The organism is Collimonas sp. OK412 (assembly GCF_900112135.1).
GTDB lineage: Bacteria > Pseudomonadota > Gammaproteobacteria > Burkholderiales > Burkholderiaceae_D > Collimonas > Collimonas rhizosphaerae.
The window spans coordinates 135,860-149,775 of sequence record NZ_FOLC01000011.1; the positions used below are offsets into that span (position 1 = coordinate 135,860).

Genomic DNA, 13,916 nt, shown 5'->3' on the forward strand with positions numbered 1-13,916 from the left:
TCAAACGGACAGAGTAAAGGCAGCTGCGGCGCGCAAATCAGTGTAACCAATTGGTATTTGAGGTATTTGATTCCATGGCGAATGCAATGAAGAGACCAGCAAAATCCCTGACACTTTCCGTTAAAAAGCCGGCTGCGGCCAAGGCCAAAGTAAGCACCTCTTCCTCAAGCTCGAAGTCCCCCGTTAAAAAAACGGCTGCTTCATCCAAAACGCCGGCGAAGCCCGTTAGCAAGAAAGTAGTTTCTAAAGCAACTGCAACGACCACGAAAGCATCAAGAACTGTTGCAAAACCAGTATCTGTGAAATCGAAAGCCCCTGTGACAAACAAGAAACCACAACTCAAAGTCGTCAAATCATCCAAAAATGCGGCACCGGCTCCAGTCAAGGCCGACGTCAGCGTGATGATTGGATCAGGCGTAAGTCAAACCACGGATGCCGCTACCCTGGCGGCGATTGATACTTCCGGCTATATCTTGCCGTCGGTGAAGGTGCCAGGACGTCGTGGTCGCAAGCCAAAAGAATTCCAGCCGGAAAACGACGAAGTCGCGGCGCTCAATGCTGTCGAACGCGCTGAACTGAAAGCGGTCGACAAGGCCAAGGCGAAAGACCGCAAGGCCAAGGAAAAGGCATTGCTGAAAGACGCCTTCTCGTCCGATACCGAAGCGAGCGAAGAAGAACTCGAAGCACGCCGTCAAAAGCTCAAGACCCTGATCAAGATGGGCAAGGAGCGCGGCTTCCTGACCTTCTCCGAAATCAACGATCACCTGCCTGAAAACATTATCGACCCGGAAGCCATCGAAGGCATCATCGGTACTTTCAGCGACATGGGGATTGCCGTCTACGAACAGGCGCCTGACGCGGAAACGCTGCTGCTGTCGGACAACGTCGCCACTGTCGCCAGCGACGACGACGCAGAAGCCGCGGCCGAAGCCGCGCTGTCTACCGTCGATTCCGATTTCGGCCGCACTACCGACCCGGTCCGCATGTACATGCGTGAAATGGGTTCGGTTGAACTGCTGACGCGCGAAGGCGAAATCGAAATCGCCAAGCGTATCGAAGACGGCCTGAAAGACATGATCCAGGCAATTTCCGCCTGCCCGACCACCATCGCCGAGATCTTGCTGGCCGCCGACAAGATCGGCAAGGACGAAATCAAGATTGACGAAATCGTCGATGGCCTGGTTGATCCCAACCAGACCGACGAAGCCGCCACCGCCAGCGCCGCAGCAACTGCTGCCGACGACGACAGCGAAGAAGACGAAGAAGAGGAAGAAGAAGATGCGGAAGAAGACGACGCCAGCTCGACCTCGGGCGCGGCCGGCTTCTCGGCGGAACAGCTTGAACAGCTGAAGCGCGACGCGCTCGGCAAGTTCGAGACCATCTCGACCCAGTTCGACAAGATGCGCAAGGCCTTCGAAAAGGAAGGCTACAACTCGAAACCCTACGTCAAGGCGCAAGAGATCATTTCGAACGAATTGCTGGGAATCCGCTTCACCGCCAAGGTCGTCGAGAAATTGTGCGACACCCTGCGCGGCCAGGTTGACGAAGTGCGCCAGATCGAACGCCAGATCCTTGACGTCGCGGTGAACAAGTGCGGCATGCCGCGCCCGCATTTCATCAAGGTTTTCCCAGGCAACGAAACCAACCTCGACTGGGTCGACGGCGAAGTCAGCGGCAACCACGCCTACAGCACCGTGCTCAGCCGTAACGTGCCTGCAGTGAAAGAGCTGCAGCAGCGCCTGATCGACTTGCAGGCGCGCGTCGTGCTGCCGTTGCCAGACCTGCGCGGCATCAACAAGAAGATGGGCGCGGGCGAGAAAAAAGCCCGCATGGCCAAGCGCGAAATGACCGAAGCCAACTTGCGGCTGGTGATCTCGATCGCGAAAAAATACACCAACCGCGGTTTGCAATTCCTGGACCTGATCCAGGAAGGCAATATCGGCCTGATGAAAGCCGTCGACAAGTTCGAATACCGCCGCGGCTACAAATTCTCGACCTACGCGACATGGTGGATCCGCCAGGCCATCACCCGTTCGATCGCCGACCAGGCGCGCACCATCCGTATCCCGGTGCACATGATCGAAACGATCAACAAGATGAACCGCATCTCGCGCCAGATCCTGCAGGAAACCGGCGCCGAGCCGGATCCGGCAACGCTCGCGATCAAGATGGAAATGCCGGAAGATAAAATCCGCAAGATCATGAAGATCGCGAAAGAGCCGATTTCGATGGAAACACCGATAGGCGACGACGACGATTCGCACCTGGGCGATTTCATCGAGGACAACAACACCCTGGCCCCGGCCGACGCTGCCCTGCATGCATCGATGCGCGGCGTGGTGAAGGACATCCTGGACTCGCTGACCCCGCGCGAAGCGAAGGTATTGCGGATGCGTTTCGGCATCGAAATGTCGACCGACCACACCCTGGAAGAAGTCGGCAAGCAGTTCGACGTGACGCGTGAGCGGATCCGCCAGATAGAAGCGAAAGCGCTGCGCAAGCTGCGCCACCCTTCCCGCTCCGACAAGCTGAAGAGCTTCCTCGAAGGTAATTAAGATTATTCGTGAATCATTCGGTGTTTTTTTGAATGATTCACGATAATTCCTTTACCTTTCGCCCACGTATTTTTCTATAATACGGGATTGATTTTAAGATGCTGCAGTGCGGTTGAGCGGATATGCGCAAAGACCACGAGCACGACGCTGCAGCGCCCTAAGGAATTGGGCCCCTAGCTCATGCTTGGTTAGAGCAGCGGACTCATAATCCGTTGGTGCCCAGTTCGACTCTGGGGGGGCCCACCAGCACTGATGCGGGTTGCGTGACTTTTCACGCAGCCCGCATTTTCTTTTGGCGGGGATTTTTTTGACCAATACGGTCGATTGCTGACCTCAACGAGTCCGTAACGAGGTGTGCATAACGTTGGGTGCTGGCCGAAGATTTATGTCCAAAAACTGCACCAACGGTGTATAGATCGACACCTTCATTAATCATTGAACTTGCGGCGCTGTGACGCAAATCATGAAAATGCAGCCAGTCCATACCAATCGTTCCCCTCGCTGTCCGGAAATGTTTGGATATTCGACTTTGATCAGGTAGCGGTATGCTGGCGCACACACGCAATTTTCGATGCATTGGGACGATCCGAGGTTCACCGTTCTTTGTGTCGGCCAAGACAAATGCAGATTCTGTCCGTTCCGCACGAATGATTTCGCTCATGCGCATGCCACTGAGAGAGAGAGAGAGAGAGATGAGCCGAGGACAAAACCCTCAGATGCATGCGATCGACAAGCAAGGTCGCTATCTCGCTTCTCAACCATGCCCGTCGCATCTCGTACCTCGAGGCTTGTACCCCGTACATTTGGTTTAATCTACGCGAAGTTGGGCGAGATAAAACGTCCGGAATGCGTTTACCTCCTCGTTGCACCGTTGCACACCGGCAAAAAACGACGACTTACGTCGTCGTAATCTTCCTTAAGTTTTCGAGCTCGCTCCGCTTCGTGGTTCTCTATGACAGTTGCCGGCTTCTCTCAAGCCCCTTTTCGCGCTGGCAGCACGAACCGCGGCTTGCCTAACACTTGAGTCGCAACCCGCGACGCGAACCGCCGCGTCAAGAAGCGCACGCCAAAGCACGACAGCTTGTTGAACAGGCCGGGCACAACCGTACGCTTGCCGCGCAGCATCGCGCGGATCGCGGCGTGCGCCACGAACTCCGCACTTTTCGTCGACGCGTTCGCAATCCACGAGTAGTCACCCCCGCCTGACGCGGCGTGGAACGCGGTTTCGGTGCCGCCAGGGCAGATACAGGTCACCGACAGCGGCGTGCCGCGGTGCTCGTCATGGAGGCCCTCGCTGAAGTTGCGGACAAACGCCTTCGACGCGGCGTACAGCGCCATGTTCGGCACTGACTGGTACGCGCCGGTCGACGCGATGTTCACCATGTGCGCGGGTCCGGTGCTTGTCTTGTGCGCGTCAACGAAGCACCGCGCCAGTGCGACGAGCGAGGTCATGTTGAGTTGGACGAGCTCCGCGTCGCGCGCCCAGTCGACCTCGTCGAACCGGCGGAAGTAGCCGAATCCGGCGTTGTTGATCAAGATGTCGATCGGGCCAGCCGCGGTGGCGGAGGCCCATAGCGCGCGCGCGGCATCGGGCTTGCCGAGATCTGCGGTAACGATCTCGACCTTCACGCCCTTGCAGGTCGCGGCGACCGCGTCGAGTGCGTCGCGGCGCCGCGCTGTCAGCACGAGATCAACGCCGAGCGCCGCGAGCTCACGCGCGATTGCCGCGCCAATGCCGCTAGATGCGCCGGTCACCAGCGCGCGCTTGCCAATGTTGGCGGTTGTGTATGTACTCAAATCGTTCTCCTTATCGTGTGAAAAATGACGCTACCTAGGTTATCCGGGAACTTTGCGGCTGCTGATCGCCTCTATCGTCATCTCGACGACGACCTTGCCCCTGGAACGCCCCAGGGCAAGGTATTCAAGGGCTTCCTTTGCTTGCTCGAATGGAAACACCTTGTCGATAACCGGCCGGATGCGCTCTTCTTTGAGGAGTTCGCCGATTTGGGCGAGTTGATCGCCATCGGGACGCACGAACAAAAATGAGTAAGTGACTTCCCGCTTTTTCGCAAGGCGCATGATCTTGCGGCTCATCAAGCCGAACACGAACGTCAGGAAGAAATTCAGCCGTCGAGCGCGAGCGAATGCCGCGTCCAGTGGCCCGACCAGAGAGACCATCGTGCCCCGCGGCTTGAGGATATTGGTGGCTTTCTCTAACGCGTCATCCCTGACAGTGCCAAGCACCGCGTCGTAGCCGTGTAGCACTTTCTCGAACTCCTGCTTCTTGTAGTCGATCACCTCGTCTGCGCCAAGGCTGCTCACCAGTTCGACGTTGCCCGTGCTGGTGGTCGTTCCCACCTTGGCGCCCAGGTGCTTTGCCAGCTGAATCGCAAACGTGCCAATACCGCCGGAGCCTGCCGGGATGAACACTTTTTGACCGGCCCGAAGATTGGTGCGTTCCTTCAGTGCTTGCCACGAGGTGAGCCCGACCATCGGGATCGATGCCGCCTGCACGAAGTCCAGGTTGGCCGGCTTCATCGCGGCAGCGCTCTCCGGGACCGCCGCGAACTCGGCGATCGAGCCCGTACCCAGGTCGAAGATGCTGGCGAAGACTGCATCGCCGGGTCTGAAGCGAGTCACGCGGCTGCCGACCTCCGTCACCACACCGGCCAGATCGCTGCCCAGCGTAGCCGGAAGCTGGAACCGAAGGACGGGTTTAAAGATGCCGGTGGGGACTATGTTGTCGATCGGGTTCAGGCCCGCAGCGTGGACCTTAACCAGCAGTTCGTTGGGCTTGAGCGTGGGGCGAGGAACATCCGAGATTCCGATGTCGGGCGACTTGCCATAGCGTTTGAAGGTGAGTGCTTTCATGGTTTTCCTTGTTCCTGACGGAGTGTTATTTAGAATGGAGTGCGAAACGGCTAGCCGCCTATGCGTCGAGCCGAAGGTCTTTGCGCACTCCGGCGTCCAGCACGCTGGCGGGCGCAAACCTGCGCAGCAGGCGCAGGCGGCTGGCCATGCCAGGGGCGTAGTGGGTCTTTGGCTGCGCGGCGGTGGCCGCCTTCAACACGATGTCGGCCACCACCTCAGGTCCGTCTGCGCCGGCAATTCCATCTTTGAGCCGCCGCTCCATGCCCGCGCGAATTTCGCGGTACATGTCCAGCGGTGTATCGGGCTGCATCAGATTCGCTTCGAAAGGCGTGTTGATATAGGGCGGCTCCACCACCGAGACGCGGATGCCCTGCGTCCGCAACTCATGGTCTAGCGATTCCGAGTAGCCAGCGACGGCGTGTTTGGTGGCGGAGTACAGCGCCATATAAGGTGCGGGCAGGAACCCCACGACGGAGCCGATGTTGATGATGCGACCACTCCCCTGGCGACGCATATGCGGTACGACGGACCGGATCATCCGTACCATGCCGAAGAAGTTGGTGTCGAAGATAGCCTGGGCCTGCGCAATCGAACTCTCTTCCGCGCCGGCTGGAGCGACTCCGAAGCCGGCGTTGTTGACCAGCAGGTCGATGCGCCCCTCCAACTGGATCAGTTGCTGGACCAAAGCATCGACCGACGCGTCTTGGGTCACATCGAGTGGCAACATCTCGAACGCTCGCTGGCTCGCCTGGCCGCCGCGCCGGCTGGTGCCGTATACCTTGTAACCAGCCTTTGACAGCTGCTGCGCAGTGGCTTCGCCTATGCCCGACGAGGCCCCTGTTACGAGGGCCACTTTGTTCTTCGTGTTCATGCTGTTTCTCCTTCAGTGTTTGATATTCGTATGATATTCATCATATATTTGTGCGAGCAAAAAATCGATGGGTTTAAGTGGCATCAGGCGATGGGCAGGTGCTTCAAGGCAGCCGCGCGCAGGCTGTCGGATAGCGCAGGCTCGTCGGCGACGCGGGCCAACAGCAAGGTGCCAACCATGGTGGCGACGGTCACGAGGGCGCGTTCGTGGACACCGGGCTGCCCCCAATCTGGCGACTGGCGGGCAACAAGATCGACCATTTCTTTGATATACCGGGTAGTCACGCGTCGGACTTCGGGCGCTTGGCGCACGGTTTCCGAGCCCAGCGCGGCCAGGGGGCATCCCCGCTCCACCTGCTCCAGGTTTTCTCGCGAGAGGTAGGCGTGGAACATGTAGGTCAAAGCCTGCTCTGGGGGCACGCTGGCAACCCCATCTGCCGCTGCGGCCGCCGACTCCGCACAGGCCCGCCCCGCTGCTTCCGCCAGCATGGCCTCGCGCGAGGCGAAGTGGGCGTAGAAGGCACCATGGGTTAGGCCGGCCTCCTTCATGATGTCGGCGACTCCGGTTCCGTCGTAGCCGCTGCGACGGATCGCGCGCGCAGCAACGGACACGATTCGCTCGTGTGAAGCTTCCTTGGCTGCCGTTCTGGAGGTAGATTTCGTATTTCGCATGATAATCATCATACACAACTTCAAAAAAAATGTGCAGTAATATTTTGAGCTAAAGACCCGCTTGGTTGCGATTTTTGGTCAGATCGCGCTTCACAAAGCGCCAAGCAACATTAAACCCCGGTAATCCAGAGGCCTTTCGATCAAGGTCTTCAGCTAAGCGCTCACCTTGCCCACGACCTTGCCTTTGGCACGCCCCGTCTCAACGTAATCAAGCGCTTCCGGGGTGGATGCGAAAGGAAAAATCTTGTCCACCACGGTGTAGAAGGTCCCAGTCTCGATCGATTCAGCGATGTGACGCAATTGCTCGCCATCCAAGCCCCACAGTCGGATCTGCGCCATTTTTTGAAGGTACGATCACGTACTCACCATCTGCACAACGACCTTCCCCTTAGCCCGCCCCCTTTCGAGATAAGCCAGCCCCTCCTTTGCTTGAACGAACGGAACTACCTTATCAATCACCGGACGGATGCGCGATGCCTCGAGCAACTCGCCGATCTTTGCGAGTTGACGGCCGTCTGGACGCACGAACAGGAACGAATATGAGGCGTCACGCTTTTTCGCGAGCCGGATGATCTTACGGCTCAACAGGCCCAATACGAACGTCATCAAAAAATTCATTCCGCGTGTGCGTGCGAAGGCGGCATCCGGCGGGCCGACGAGCGAGACGACACTGCTTCCGGGCTTTACAATCTGCAATGCCTTTTCGAGCCCATCTCCGCTGATCGTACCCAGGACGACGTCATAACCCCGCAGCACCTCCTCAAATTCCTGCTTCTTGTAATCAATCACCTCGTCAGCGCCGAGGCTACGCACCAGATCCACGTTACCCGTGCTGGTGGTAGTCCCTACCTTTGCACCGAGGTGATTTGCCAGCTGGATCGCAAACGTTCCTATGCCTCCCGCACCTGCCGGGATAAACACTTTCTGCCCAGGCCTGAGCCGTGCGCGCTCATTGAGCGCTTGCCACGATGTAAGTCCGACCATCGGAATCGAGGCGGCTTGCACAAAGTCCAGATTGACAGGTTTAAGCGCGGCAGCATGCTCGGGCACGGCGGCAAACTCAGCAAGAGAGCCGCCGCCCAGATCGAAGATGCTGGCGAACACAGCATCGCCCACCTTAAAGCGGGTCACGCGACTGCCGACTTCCACCACGACACCTGCCAGATCGCTCCCCAGCGTGGCTGGCAGCTGAAACTTGAGGATAGGCTTAAACATTCCTTTCGGAATCTTGTAATCAATCGGGTTGAGGCCGGCAGCGTGCACCTGGACCAGCATTTCATCCGGCCTGATCGCAGGCCGGGGAATATCGGCAAACGCGATCTGATCAGCCTTGCCATAACGTTTCAAGATAAGTGCCTTCATTATTTTATTGCCTTCTTTGTTTTCGTTAAATATGCACCCTGTTCGAGTACTGGCGGAGACGTAATCCAGCTTCTCAGCGCAGGCGGTCGCTGCTGGATTACGCTTTTCTACGTCGATGGTTGCTGTCCGACTGCGCGGGGTGGCCGCATCCTACAAACAAGAACGCCAGCATGAGCGCGACTTCGATGAAAACGGCTATCAGGATTCTGGGGGAGGCATTCCCTGTCACCAATTCAAGGATCCCCAGTGTCGCGAGCATGAAACAGGCAACCACAACACCTTTGATCAACGCTGATCGAGCCATTGATGGCTCGGCATTTCTGGCTGAGAACAACATGACAGCGATTCCTGCATACAGCGCTGCCGCACGCCGGCTGACCAATTCAGCTGAAGATGTGAATTCAATTCCCCAGTCTGACAACGGGAGTTGAGGCGCCAACATCCAGATTAGCGCCAAAGCGAAGAAAAGGAGCGCGGACAAGGTCGCGAGAGCACGGAAGTGGCGTTTCATAAAATTAACCTGCCAGCGTCGAATAGTCCGTATAGCCCTGCGGTCCAGGCGTATAGAACGTGCTTGGATCGGGGGCGTTCAACGGCGCGTTTTGGCGCATGCGTTCAACCAGGTCGGGGTTGGCCAAAAAGGCCCTGCCCATCGCTATCAGATCCGAGTGGCCTTCAATCAGCGCTTGCTCCGCGCTGTCCTTGTCGAAACCGCCGGCAAGAACGAAGGGGCCGTCAAACGCAGCTCGCAGATCGGCCTTCAGCTTGGCTGAAACAGGCGGAGCGCCGATCGCCGAGTGATCCAAGACATGTACGTACATGAGGCCGAGTGCGGATAACTCCTTCACCAGCGCCACATACTGCTCATCCACTTCCGCGAAGGGTCCGGTCGCGTTGAAAACCCCATGTGGTGATAAACGGATACCCACTCGCTCAGCCCCAATTTCCTTTGCGGCGGCGCGCGCGACCTCAAGCACTAGCCGGTTACGCCCTTCGGGTGTACCTCCGTAGCCATCTGTTCGGCGGTTGACATTGGCATTCAGGAATTGCTCGAGCAAATATCCATTGGCGGCGTGCAGTTCGATGCCGTCGAAGCCGGCATCGATGGCCAGGCGTGCGGCGGTTGCAAACTCATGAATCGCCGCCGCGATGTCGGCGTCGGTCATCTCGCGTGGTGGCGTGTGCGGCTGGCTACCATGGCTATCGGTCCACATCTCGCCTGGGCATGTGTCGGCTGATGGCCCCAGCACCTCGGCTCCGTCCGGCAGGTTTGCCGAATGGCTTACCCGTCCGGTATGCATCAGCTGTACGACGATCTTACCGCCCTTGGCGTGGACCGCATCAGTGACGAGTTTCCAGCCTTGTACGTGGGCATCATTGAATAAACCCGGTATACGCGCGTAGCCCAAACCGTTCGGCGACGGCGAGGTGCCCTCGGTAATAATGAGGCCAGCACTTGCACGCTGCGAATAGTAGGTAGCCATCAGGCTGTTCGGCGTGTTGTGCTCGACGGCGCGACTGCGAGTGAGCGGAGACATCACAGCCCGATTGTTGAGATTGGCGGCACGCAGAGAGAAGTTTTCAAATAGCATTTTCGAGCATCCTTTGAGAGGTATTTCCGCTTCTGAAATCAGGCCGGCAGAAGGTGCGGCGCGACCTTGCCGGTTTGTGTGGCAGCGAAGAGCGCAATGCGGGCCGCTTCAAAGCGTTCGAACAATGTCGTGTCCGCTACCGACGGCCAGCTGATGGTTTCGCCCTGATCGAACGCGGACAAGGCCGCGTCCACCATGTCGTCCGTTGCCATAACGGATTCCGAAGCCAGCGCTGCCAGCGGCACGCCGGACTGGTCCCAAAGCTCCGTGGCCGTGGCTGCGGGGAGCACCACCTGGACCTTTACGCCAGTATCGGCCAGTTCTTGCTGTAGCCCGCGGCTGAACGCCAGAACGAACGCTTTGCTTCCGCTGTACACGGAACTGATCGGCAAGGAGTGCACCGCCAATACGGAGGCAACATTGATGATCAGCCCCTCATTGCGCGACTTCATGCCGGGCAGGACCGCGTGAGTCAGACGCGTCAGCGCCATGATGTTCAGCGAAACCTGAGACAAGGAGTCTTGCAGCGGGCTGCCCGCGAGGGGGGCGAGCCGCGCGATGCCAGCATTATTCACCAGCACGCTGACCGCAGGATTGCTGGAAAGAACTTGCTCGACGCGCGCCTGGCCAGCCTCCGTTGCCAGGTCGGCAACCAATGGCTCGACGTTCACGCCATGCGTCTTTGCAATGCTGGCTGCCAGCGATTGCAAACGCTCCGCGCGGCGGGCAACGAGCACCAGGTCATAGCCGCGTTTTGCCAGGCGGTCGGCATACACTGCGCCTATGCCAGCCGAGGCGCCGGTTACAACTGCAATTTTTCGAGAAGAAGTAGACATCGTTAAATCCTTTAGTTGAGTGTTGCACTGCGTAACTGTCGAGGGAGTATCCCGTGATTCCATTCTGATCAGGGGCGACGAACCGGCTTGCTATGCGAGCCGCAGATCCTTGCGTATGCCGGCGTCCATCACACCGGCCGGCGCGATAGTGCGCAACAGCCGCAGGCGCGCAGCCAGTCCGCCAGCGGGATATCGCAGTTTCGGCCTCTGTGCCTGCGCTGCTTTCAGCACTGCCTCGGCCACCACGTCTGGCCCTTCTGCACTCACCATCACCTCCCTAACACGATGGGTCACGACGGTTCGCACCTGGTGGTAGGCGTCGAGTTTGGCGTCCGGCTGCAGCATATTGGCGTCGAACGGCGTGTTGGTGTAAGCGGGCTCAATGACTACTGCCCGGATGCCCCAGTTGCGTAGCTCATGATCCAATGATTCTGTATAGCCTTCGATGGCGTGTTTGGTCGCGGCATACAGCGCGCCATACGGCATCGGCAGAAAGCCGAGCACCGAACCGATGTTGATGATGCGGCCCTCCCTTTGGGCTCGCATATGCGGCAAGACTGCGCGCGTCATACGCACCATCCCGAAGAAATTCGTGTCGAAAATAGATTGAGCCTGTTCGATCGAGCTCTCCTCCGCTCCCCCAGGAGCTACTCCGACGCCAGCGTTATTCACCAGCAGGTCAATGCGCCCCTCCCGCCGCATCACGTCCGCGACGGCCGCTTGGACTGAGTCATCGCTGGTCACGTCCAATGAAAGCATCTCGTAGTCGCGCCGGCCCGCTTGCGCGCCGCGACGGCTGCTGCCATAAACCTTGAAGCCCGCTTGCGCAAGTCGCTTCGCTGTAGCTTCTCCGATGCCGGACGAGGCGCCGGTGACCAATGCAATCTTGCTATTCATGGCATTCCCTTTCAAATAGGCGTTACATAACGATTGGCAATACAATATATGATAGTCATCATATTTTAATGCAAAAAAAACTTACAACCAGCGCCAATCTCAAGTGACTGCCGGGGCGAATTGTTTCAGCGCAGCTGCGCACAGTGCCGTGGACAGCTTGGGGTCATCAACGGCACGCGCAACCATGGTGGTGCCTATCAGGGCGCAAACCAGCGCCATCGCCTGCTCGTGCGCCTGCGGCTGACCCCAATCAGGCAATTGGCGGGCAAACAGATCGATCATTTCCTTGATGTGGATGGTCGCGGCACGTCGCACTTCCGGCGCTTGGCGCGGCATTTCCGAGCCCAGCGCGGAAACCGGACAACCAGTCTCAATCGCTCCTATATGCTCCGGCGACAAATAAGCGTGCATCATAGCCTGCAACGCTTGTCCCGGCGGTGCGGCGGCCGCCACCTGCGCCGCCAACGCCACCGATTCAGCGCCGGCACGGTCGCCGGCCTCCGCCAGCAAAGCATCGCGCGATTCGAAGTGCGCGTAGAAGCCACCGTGCGTCAGGCCGGCTTCCTTCATGATGTCGGCTACGCCAGTGCCGCCGTAGCCACTGCGGCGGATGGCGCGCGCAGCCACCTCTACGATGCGTTCGTGTGAGGCTTCTTTGCGGCTGACAGCGGTGTGTTTGGTAGATTTCTTAACCATGATGACCATCATATACCATTTTTAATTAATGTGCACACACACCAATTCGGAGAGGACAGTTGCCGCTCTGACCGGACCTAGGTCTTGAAACCAAAAAACCGAACGACGGTCTCGTTGAGCTCCAACAAGCTCTAGCCAGGTTTGCAATCTGACAGACAAATCCGCTTTGGTGCATAGTGCAGCTGGGAAACACCTGAATAGTGGGACAACCGTTTGGCGCACAAGGTCACTTCACTCGCCAAGCAGGCACGGAATTTCTGCCCAAAACTGTTTACCCGATTACGATGCCTGCGATGATGCGTTGTTAGCGTAGTGAAATTCCGTCCATTTTTTGTACTCGGTAGTGAATCCCTCTTGACGTACTTACACCAACATCCTGTGCGGCATCATTGCTCGGCGCGCAGTCATCTCCCCGCCACGCCTGCCCGCTAATTTGGTCGCTTTCGACTCAAATTTTTTGAAGTGACGCACATAGGAGAAACCTGGCGTCGAAGGGCGAAAATACGCCGCAAAAAAACGACGCAAAACGACGCACGCGGAGGGGTAAAAGTGGGTTCTGGTGTGAGCGATGAAAAACCGATTTCAGGTTTGACCTCGGGGAAAGCATAATCTTTATAACCACGTGATTTTATGCACTGTAAGCCGTTGATTTATATAGGCTTAAATGGTTATGGTTGAACTATAACTTTTGATAACCTCAAGTATAACCAGGCTTTAAGTCATTGATTTATATAGTTATTTATTTTTATAGAAATTATCTTTAACTTTATAACTTAGTTATGCCAAGGTTATGTCGAAGTTATACTTTGTCGAATCTTGCAAAGCCTTATGCAGAAAGGGTTTTCAGCCACTTTCTGCAAAATGTTATAAAAATTATGGTTTTCCCGAGGGGTACCTTATTCTAGAAATAATGCACAAAATCAATGCAATGTGGCAATATTAGTGTTCGTTTGCGCGCCGAATTGACCCACTCAGTTTGCCCCTCCCTCCATTGCCTGGCGGACGCCGCCACCCTGTCGTAAGACCCCGTGAAACCCAATTCCAACAGGTCCTCGTGAAGCTGTTTCAGGCTGCGTCGTTGCTTGCGGGATTTGGCCGCCTCGGTCTTGAGCCAGCCTGAAAGCTGGAAGACGTATGGGTCGATGGCACTGGCCGATTGGTGCTCTGCATAGGCAGGCTCGGTCGACTATCGATCACGGTGCCGCCCACGGGCGGCGTCGCGCATCTAGGATAAGGCCAGTGATCGAGGCGCAACGGCGCAGGATAATCGCCTGTTTTTAGAAGCTGTTTTGTGGATCGTGCGGACGGGGTCGCCTTGGCGAGACATACCTGCAGAACTGGAAAACTGGCACACGACGTACACGCAGTTCAAGCGCTGGGGTGAATCTGGCGTATGCCAACAGGTGGTCGAAGCCGTCAATGACGATCGTGATTTGGAGCCGCTGATGATTGATAGCACGGCGGTGGCGCCCACCAGTATCGGCGGGTGCAAAAAAAGAAGGCCATCAAACGATAGGCCGTTCGCGTGGCGGCCTGACGAGCAAGATTCATGCGGTACCTGCGCA

At 57.4% G+C, this 13,916-nt stretch carries 14 protein-coding genes, 1 tRNA gene and 2 pseudogenes; 3 read left to right on the forward strand and 14 right to left on the reverse strand.

Annotated elements, in window-relative coordinates; all coding sequences use genetic code 11:
• Positions 1–37 precede the first annotated feature (37 nt).
• The gene (locus BM062_RS13665) at positions 38–385 is read right to left on the reverse strand and encodes a hypothetical protein (RefSeq protein ID WP_175500993.1); all 348 of its coding nucleotides are present in this window, start codon (positions 383–385) and stop codon (positions 38–40) included.
• Here BM062_RS13665 and rpoD point away from each other — a divergent pair.
• Together rpoD and BM062_RS13675 are read left to right on the forward strand one after the other, a co-directional pair.
• On the forward strand, positions 318–2,555 hold the full coding sequence (gene rpoD, locus BM062_RS13670; RefSeq protein ID WP_092397702.1) for an RNA polymerase sigma factor RpoD: 2,238 nt from the start codon (positions 318–320) through the stop codon (positions 2,553–2,555). The two genes, BM062_RS13665 and rpoD, sit on opposite strands and share 68 nt — an antisense overlap.
• A gap of 167 nt (positions 2,556–2,722) precedes the next feature.
• Positions 2,723–2,801 (forward strand) — tRNA-Ile (locus BM062_RS13675).
• 25 nt (positions 2,802–2,826) lie between these two features.
• Here BM062_RS13675 and BM062_RS13680 read toward each other — a convergent pair.
• From BM062_RS13680 to BM062_RS25925, 13 genes and pseudogenes are all read right to left on the reverse strand, one after another.
• A complete protein-coding gene (locus BM062_RS13680; RefSeq protein WP_254785067.1) occupies positions 2,827–3,216 on the reverse strand; it encodes a tyrosine-type recombinase/integrase in 390 nt (129 codons plus the stop codon).
• Positions 3,217–3,527: 311 nt separating this feature from the next.
• Complete coding sequence (locus tag BM062_RS13685; protein ID WP_092397704.1) at positions 3,528–4,352, reverse strand: SDR family NAD(P)-dependent oxidoreductase; 825 nt, start codon at positions 4,350–4,352, stop codon at positions 3,528–3,530.
• A 39-nt stretch (positions 4,353–4,391) separates the two neighbouring features.
• Entirely contained in the window at positions 4,392–5,426 is a 1,035-nt protein-coding gene (locus tag BM062_RS13690) for an NADP-dependent oxidoreductase (RefSeq protein WP_092397706.1), read from the reverse strand.
• A gap of 58 nt (positions 5,427–5,484) precedes the next feature.
• Positions 5,485–6,297 carry an oxidoreductase gene (locus tag BM062_RS13695; protein ID WP_092397708.1) on the reverse strand — a complete coding sequence of 271 codons (813 nt, stop codon included), beginning with the start codon at positions 6,295–6,297 and terminating at the stop codon, positions 5,485–5,487.
• A gap of 83 nt (positions 6,298–6,380) precedes the next feature.
• Entirely contained in the window at positions 6,381–6,980 is a 600-nt protein-coding gene (locus tag BM062_RS13700; RefSeq protein ID WP_092397710.1) for a TetR/AcrR family transcriptional regulator, read from the reverse strand.
• Between the two features lie 141 nt (positions 6,981–7,121).
• Positions 7,122–7,307 carry a zinc-binding dehydrogenase gene (locus BM062_RS25920; protein ID WP_092397712.1) on the reverse strand — a complete coding sequence of 62 codons (186 nt, stop codon included), beginning with the start codon at positions 7,305–7,307 and terminating at the stop codon, positions 7,122–7,124.
• Positions 7,308–7,322: 15 nt separating this feature from the next.
• Positions 7,323–8,330, reverse strand: coding sequence for an NADP-dependent oxidoreductase (locus tag BM062_RS13710; protein WP_092397714.1), 1,008 nt, complete (start codon positions 8,328–8,330; stop codon positions 7,323–7,325).
• 97 nt (positions 8,331–8,427) lie between these two features.
• The gene (locus BM062_RS13715; protein WP_092397716.1) at positions 8,428–8,841 is read right to left on the reverse strand and encodes a hypothetical protein; all 414 of its coding nucleotides are present in this window, start codon (positions 8,839–8,841) and stop codon (positions 8,428–8,430) included.
• A 4-nt stretch (positions 8,842–8,845) separates the two neighbouring features.
• Positions 8,846–9,922, reverse strand: coding sequence for an alkene reductase (locus BM062_RS13720; protein ID WP_092397718.1), 1,077 nt, complete (start codon positions 9,920–9,922; stop codon positions 8,846–8,848).
• Positions 9,923–9,960: 38 nt separating this feature from the next.
• Positions 9,961–10,758, reverse strand: a complete 798-nt coding sequence (locus tag BM062_RS13725) for an SDR family NAD(P)-dependent oxidoreductase (protein WP_092397720.1) — start codon at positions 10,756–10,758, stop codon at positions 9,961–9,963.
• A 90-nt stretch (positions 10,759–10,848) separates the two neighbouring features.
• Positions 10,849–11,655 carry an oxidoreductase gene (locus BM062_RS13730; protein WP_092397722.1) on the reverse strand — a complete coding sequence of 269 codons (807 nt, stop codon included), beginning with the start codon at positions 11,653–11,655 and terminating at the stop codon, positions 10,849–10,851.
• Between the two features lie 99 nt (positions 11,656–11,754).
• A complete protein-coding gene (locus BM062_RS13735; protein ID WP_092397724.1) occupies positions 11,755–12,363 on the reverse strand; it encodes a TetR/AcrR family transcriptional regulator in 609 nt (202 codons plus the stop codon).
• Between the two features lie 970 nt (positions 12,364–13,333).
• Positions 13,334–13,531 (reverse strand): annotated as a pseudogene (locus BM062_RS25925) (IS21 family transposase); the annotation flags it as partial.
• 73 nt (positions 13,532–13,604) lie between these two features.
• Here BM062_RS25925 and BM062_RS26240 point away from each other — a divergent pair.
• Positions 13,605–13,745: pseudogene (locus BM062_RS26240) on the forward strand (transposase); the annotation flags it as partial.
• Positions 13,746–13,916 lie beyond the last annotated feature (171 nt).

Bases quoted from the DNA above. Each gene is read 5' to 3' on its own strand.
- BM062_RS13680 (WP_254785067.1), bottom strand. From the start codon at position 3,216: ATGAGCGAAATCATTCGTGCGGAACGGACAGAATCTGCATTTGTCTTG.
- BM062_RS13690 (WP_092397706.1), bottom strand. From the start codon at position 5,426: ATGAAAGCACTCACCTTCAAACGCTATGGCAAGTCGCCCGACATCGGA.
- BM062_RS13695 (WP_092397708.1), bottom strand. From the start codon at position 6,297: ATGAACACGAAGAACAAAGTGGCCCTCGTAACAGGGGCCTCGTCGGGC.
- BM062_RS13700 (WP_092397710.1), bottom strand. From the start codon at position 6,980: ATGATGATTATCATGCGAAATACGAAATCTACCTCCAGAACGGCAGCC.
- BM062_RS25920 (WP_092397712.1), bottom strand. From the start codon at position 7,307: ATGGCGCAGATCCGACTGTGGGGCTTGGATGGCGAGCAATTGCGTCAC.
- BM062_RS13710 (WP_092397714.1), bottom strand. From the start codon at position 8,330: ATGAAGGCACTTATCTTGAAACGTTATGGCAAGGCTGATCAGATCGCG.
- BM062_RS13715 (WP_092397716.1), bottom strand. From the start codon at position 8,841: ATGAAACGCCACTTCCGTGCTCTCGCGACCTTGTCCGCGCTCCTTTTC.
- BM062_RS13720 (WP_092397718.1), bottom strand. From the start codon at position 9,922: ATGCTATTTGAAAACTTCTCTCTGCGTGCCGCCAATCTCAACAATCGG.
- BM062_RS13725 (WP_092397720.1), bottom strand. From the start codon at position 10,758: ATGTCTACTTCTTCTCGAAAAATTGCAGTTGTAACCGGCGCCTCGGCT.
- BM062_RS13730 (WP_092397722.1), bottom strand. From the start codon at position 11,655: ATGAATAGCAAGATTGCATTGGTCACCGGCGCCTCGTCCGGCATCGGA.
- BM062_RS13735 (WP_092397724.1), bottom strand. From the start codon at position 12,363: ATGATGGTCATCATGGTTAAGAAATCTACCAAACACACCGCTGTCAGC.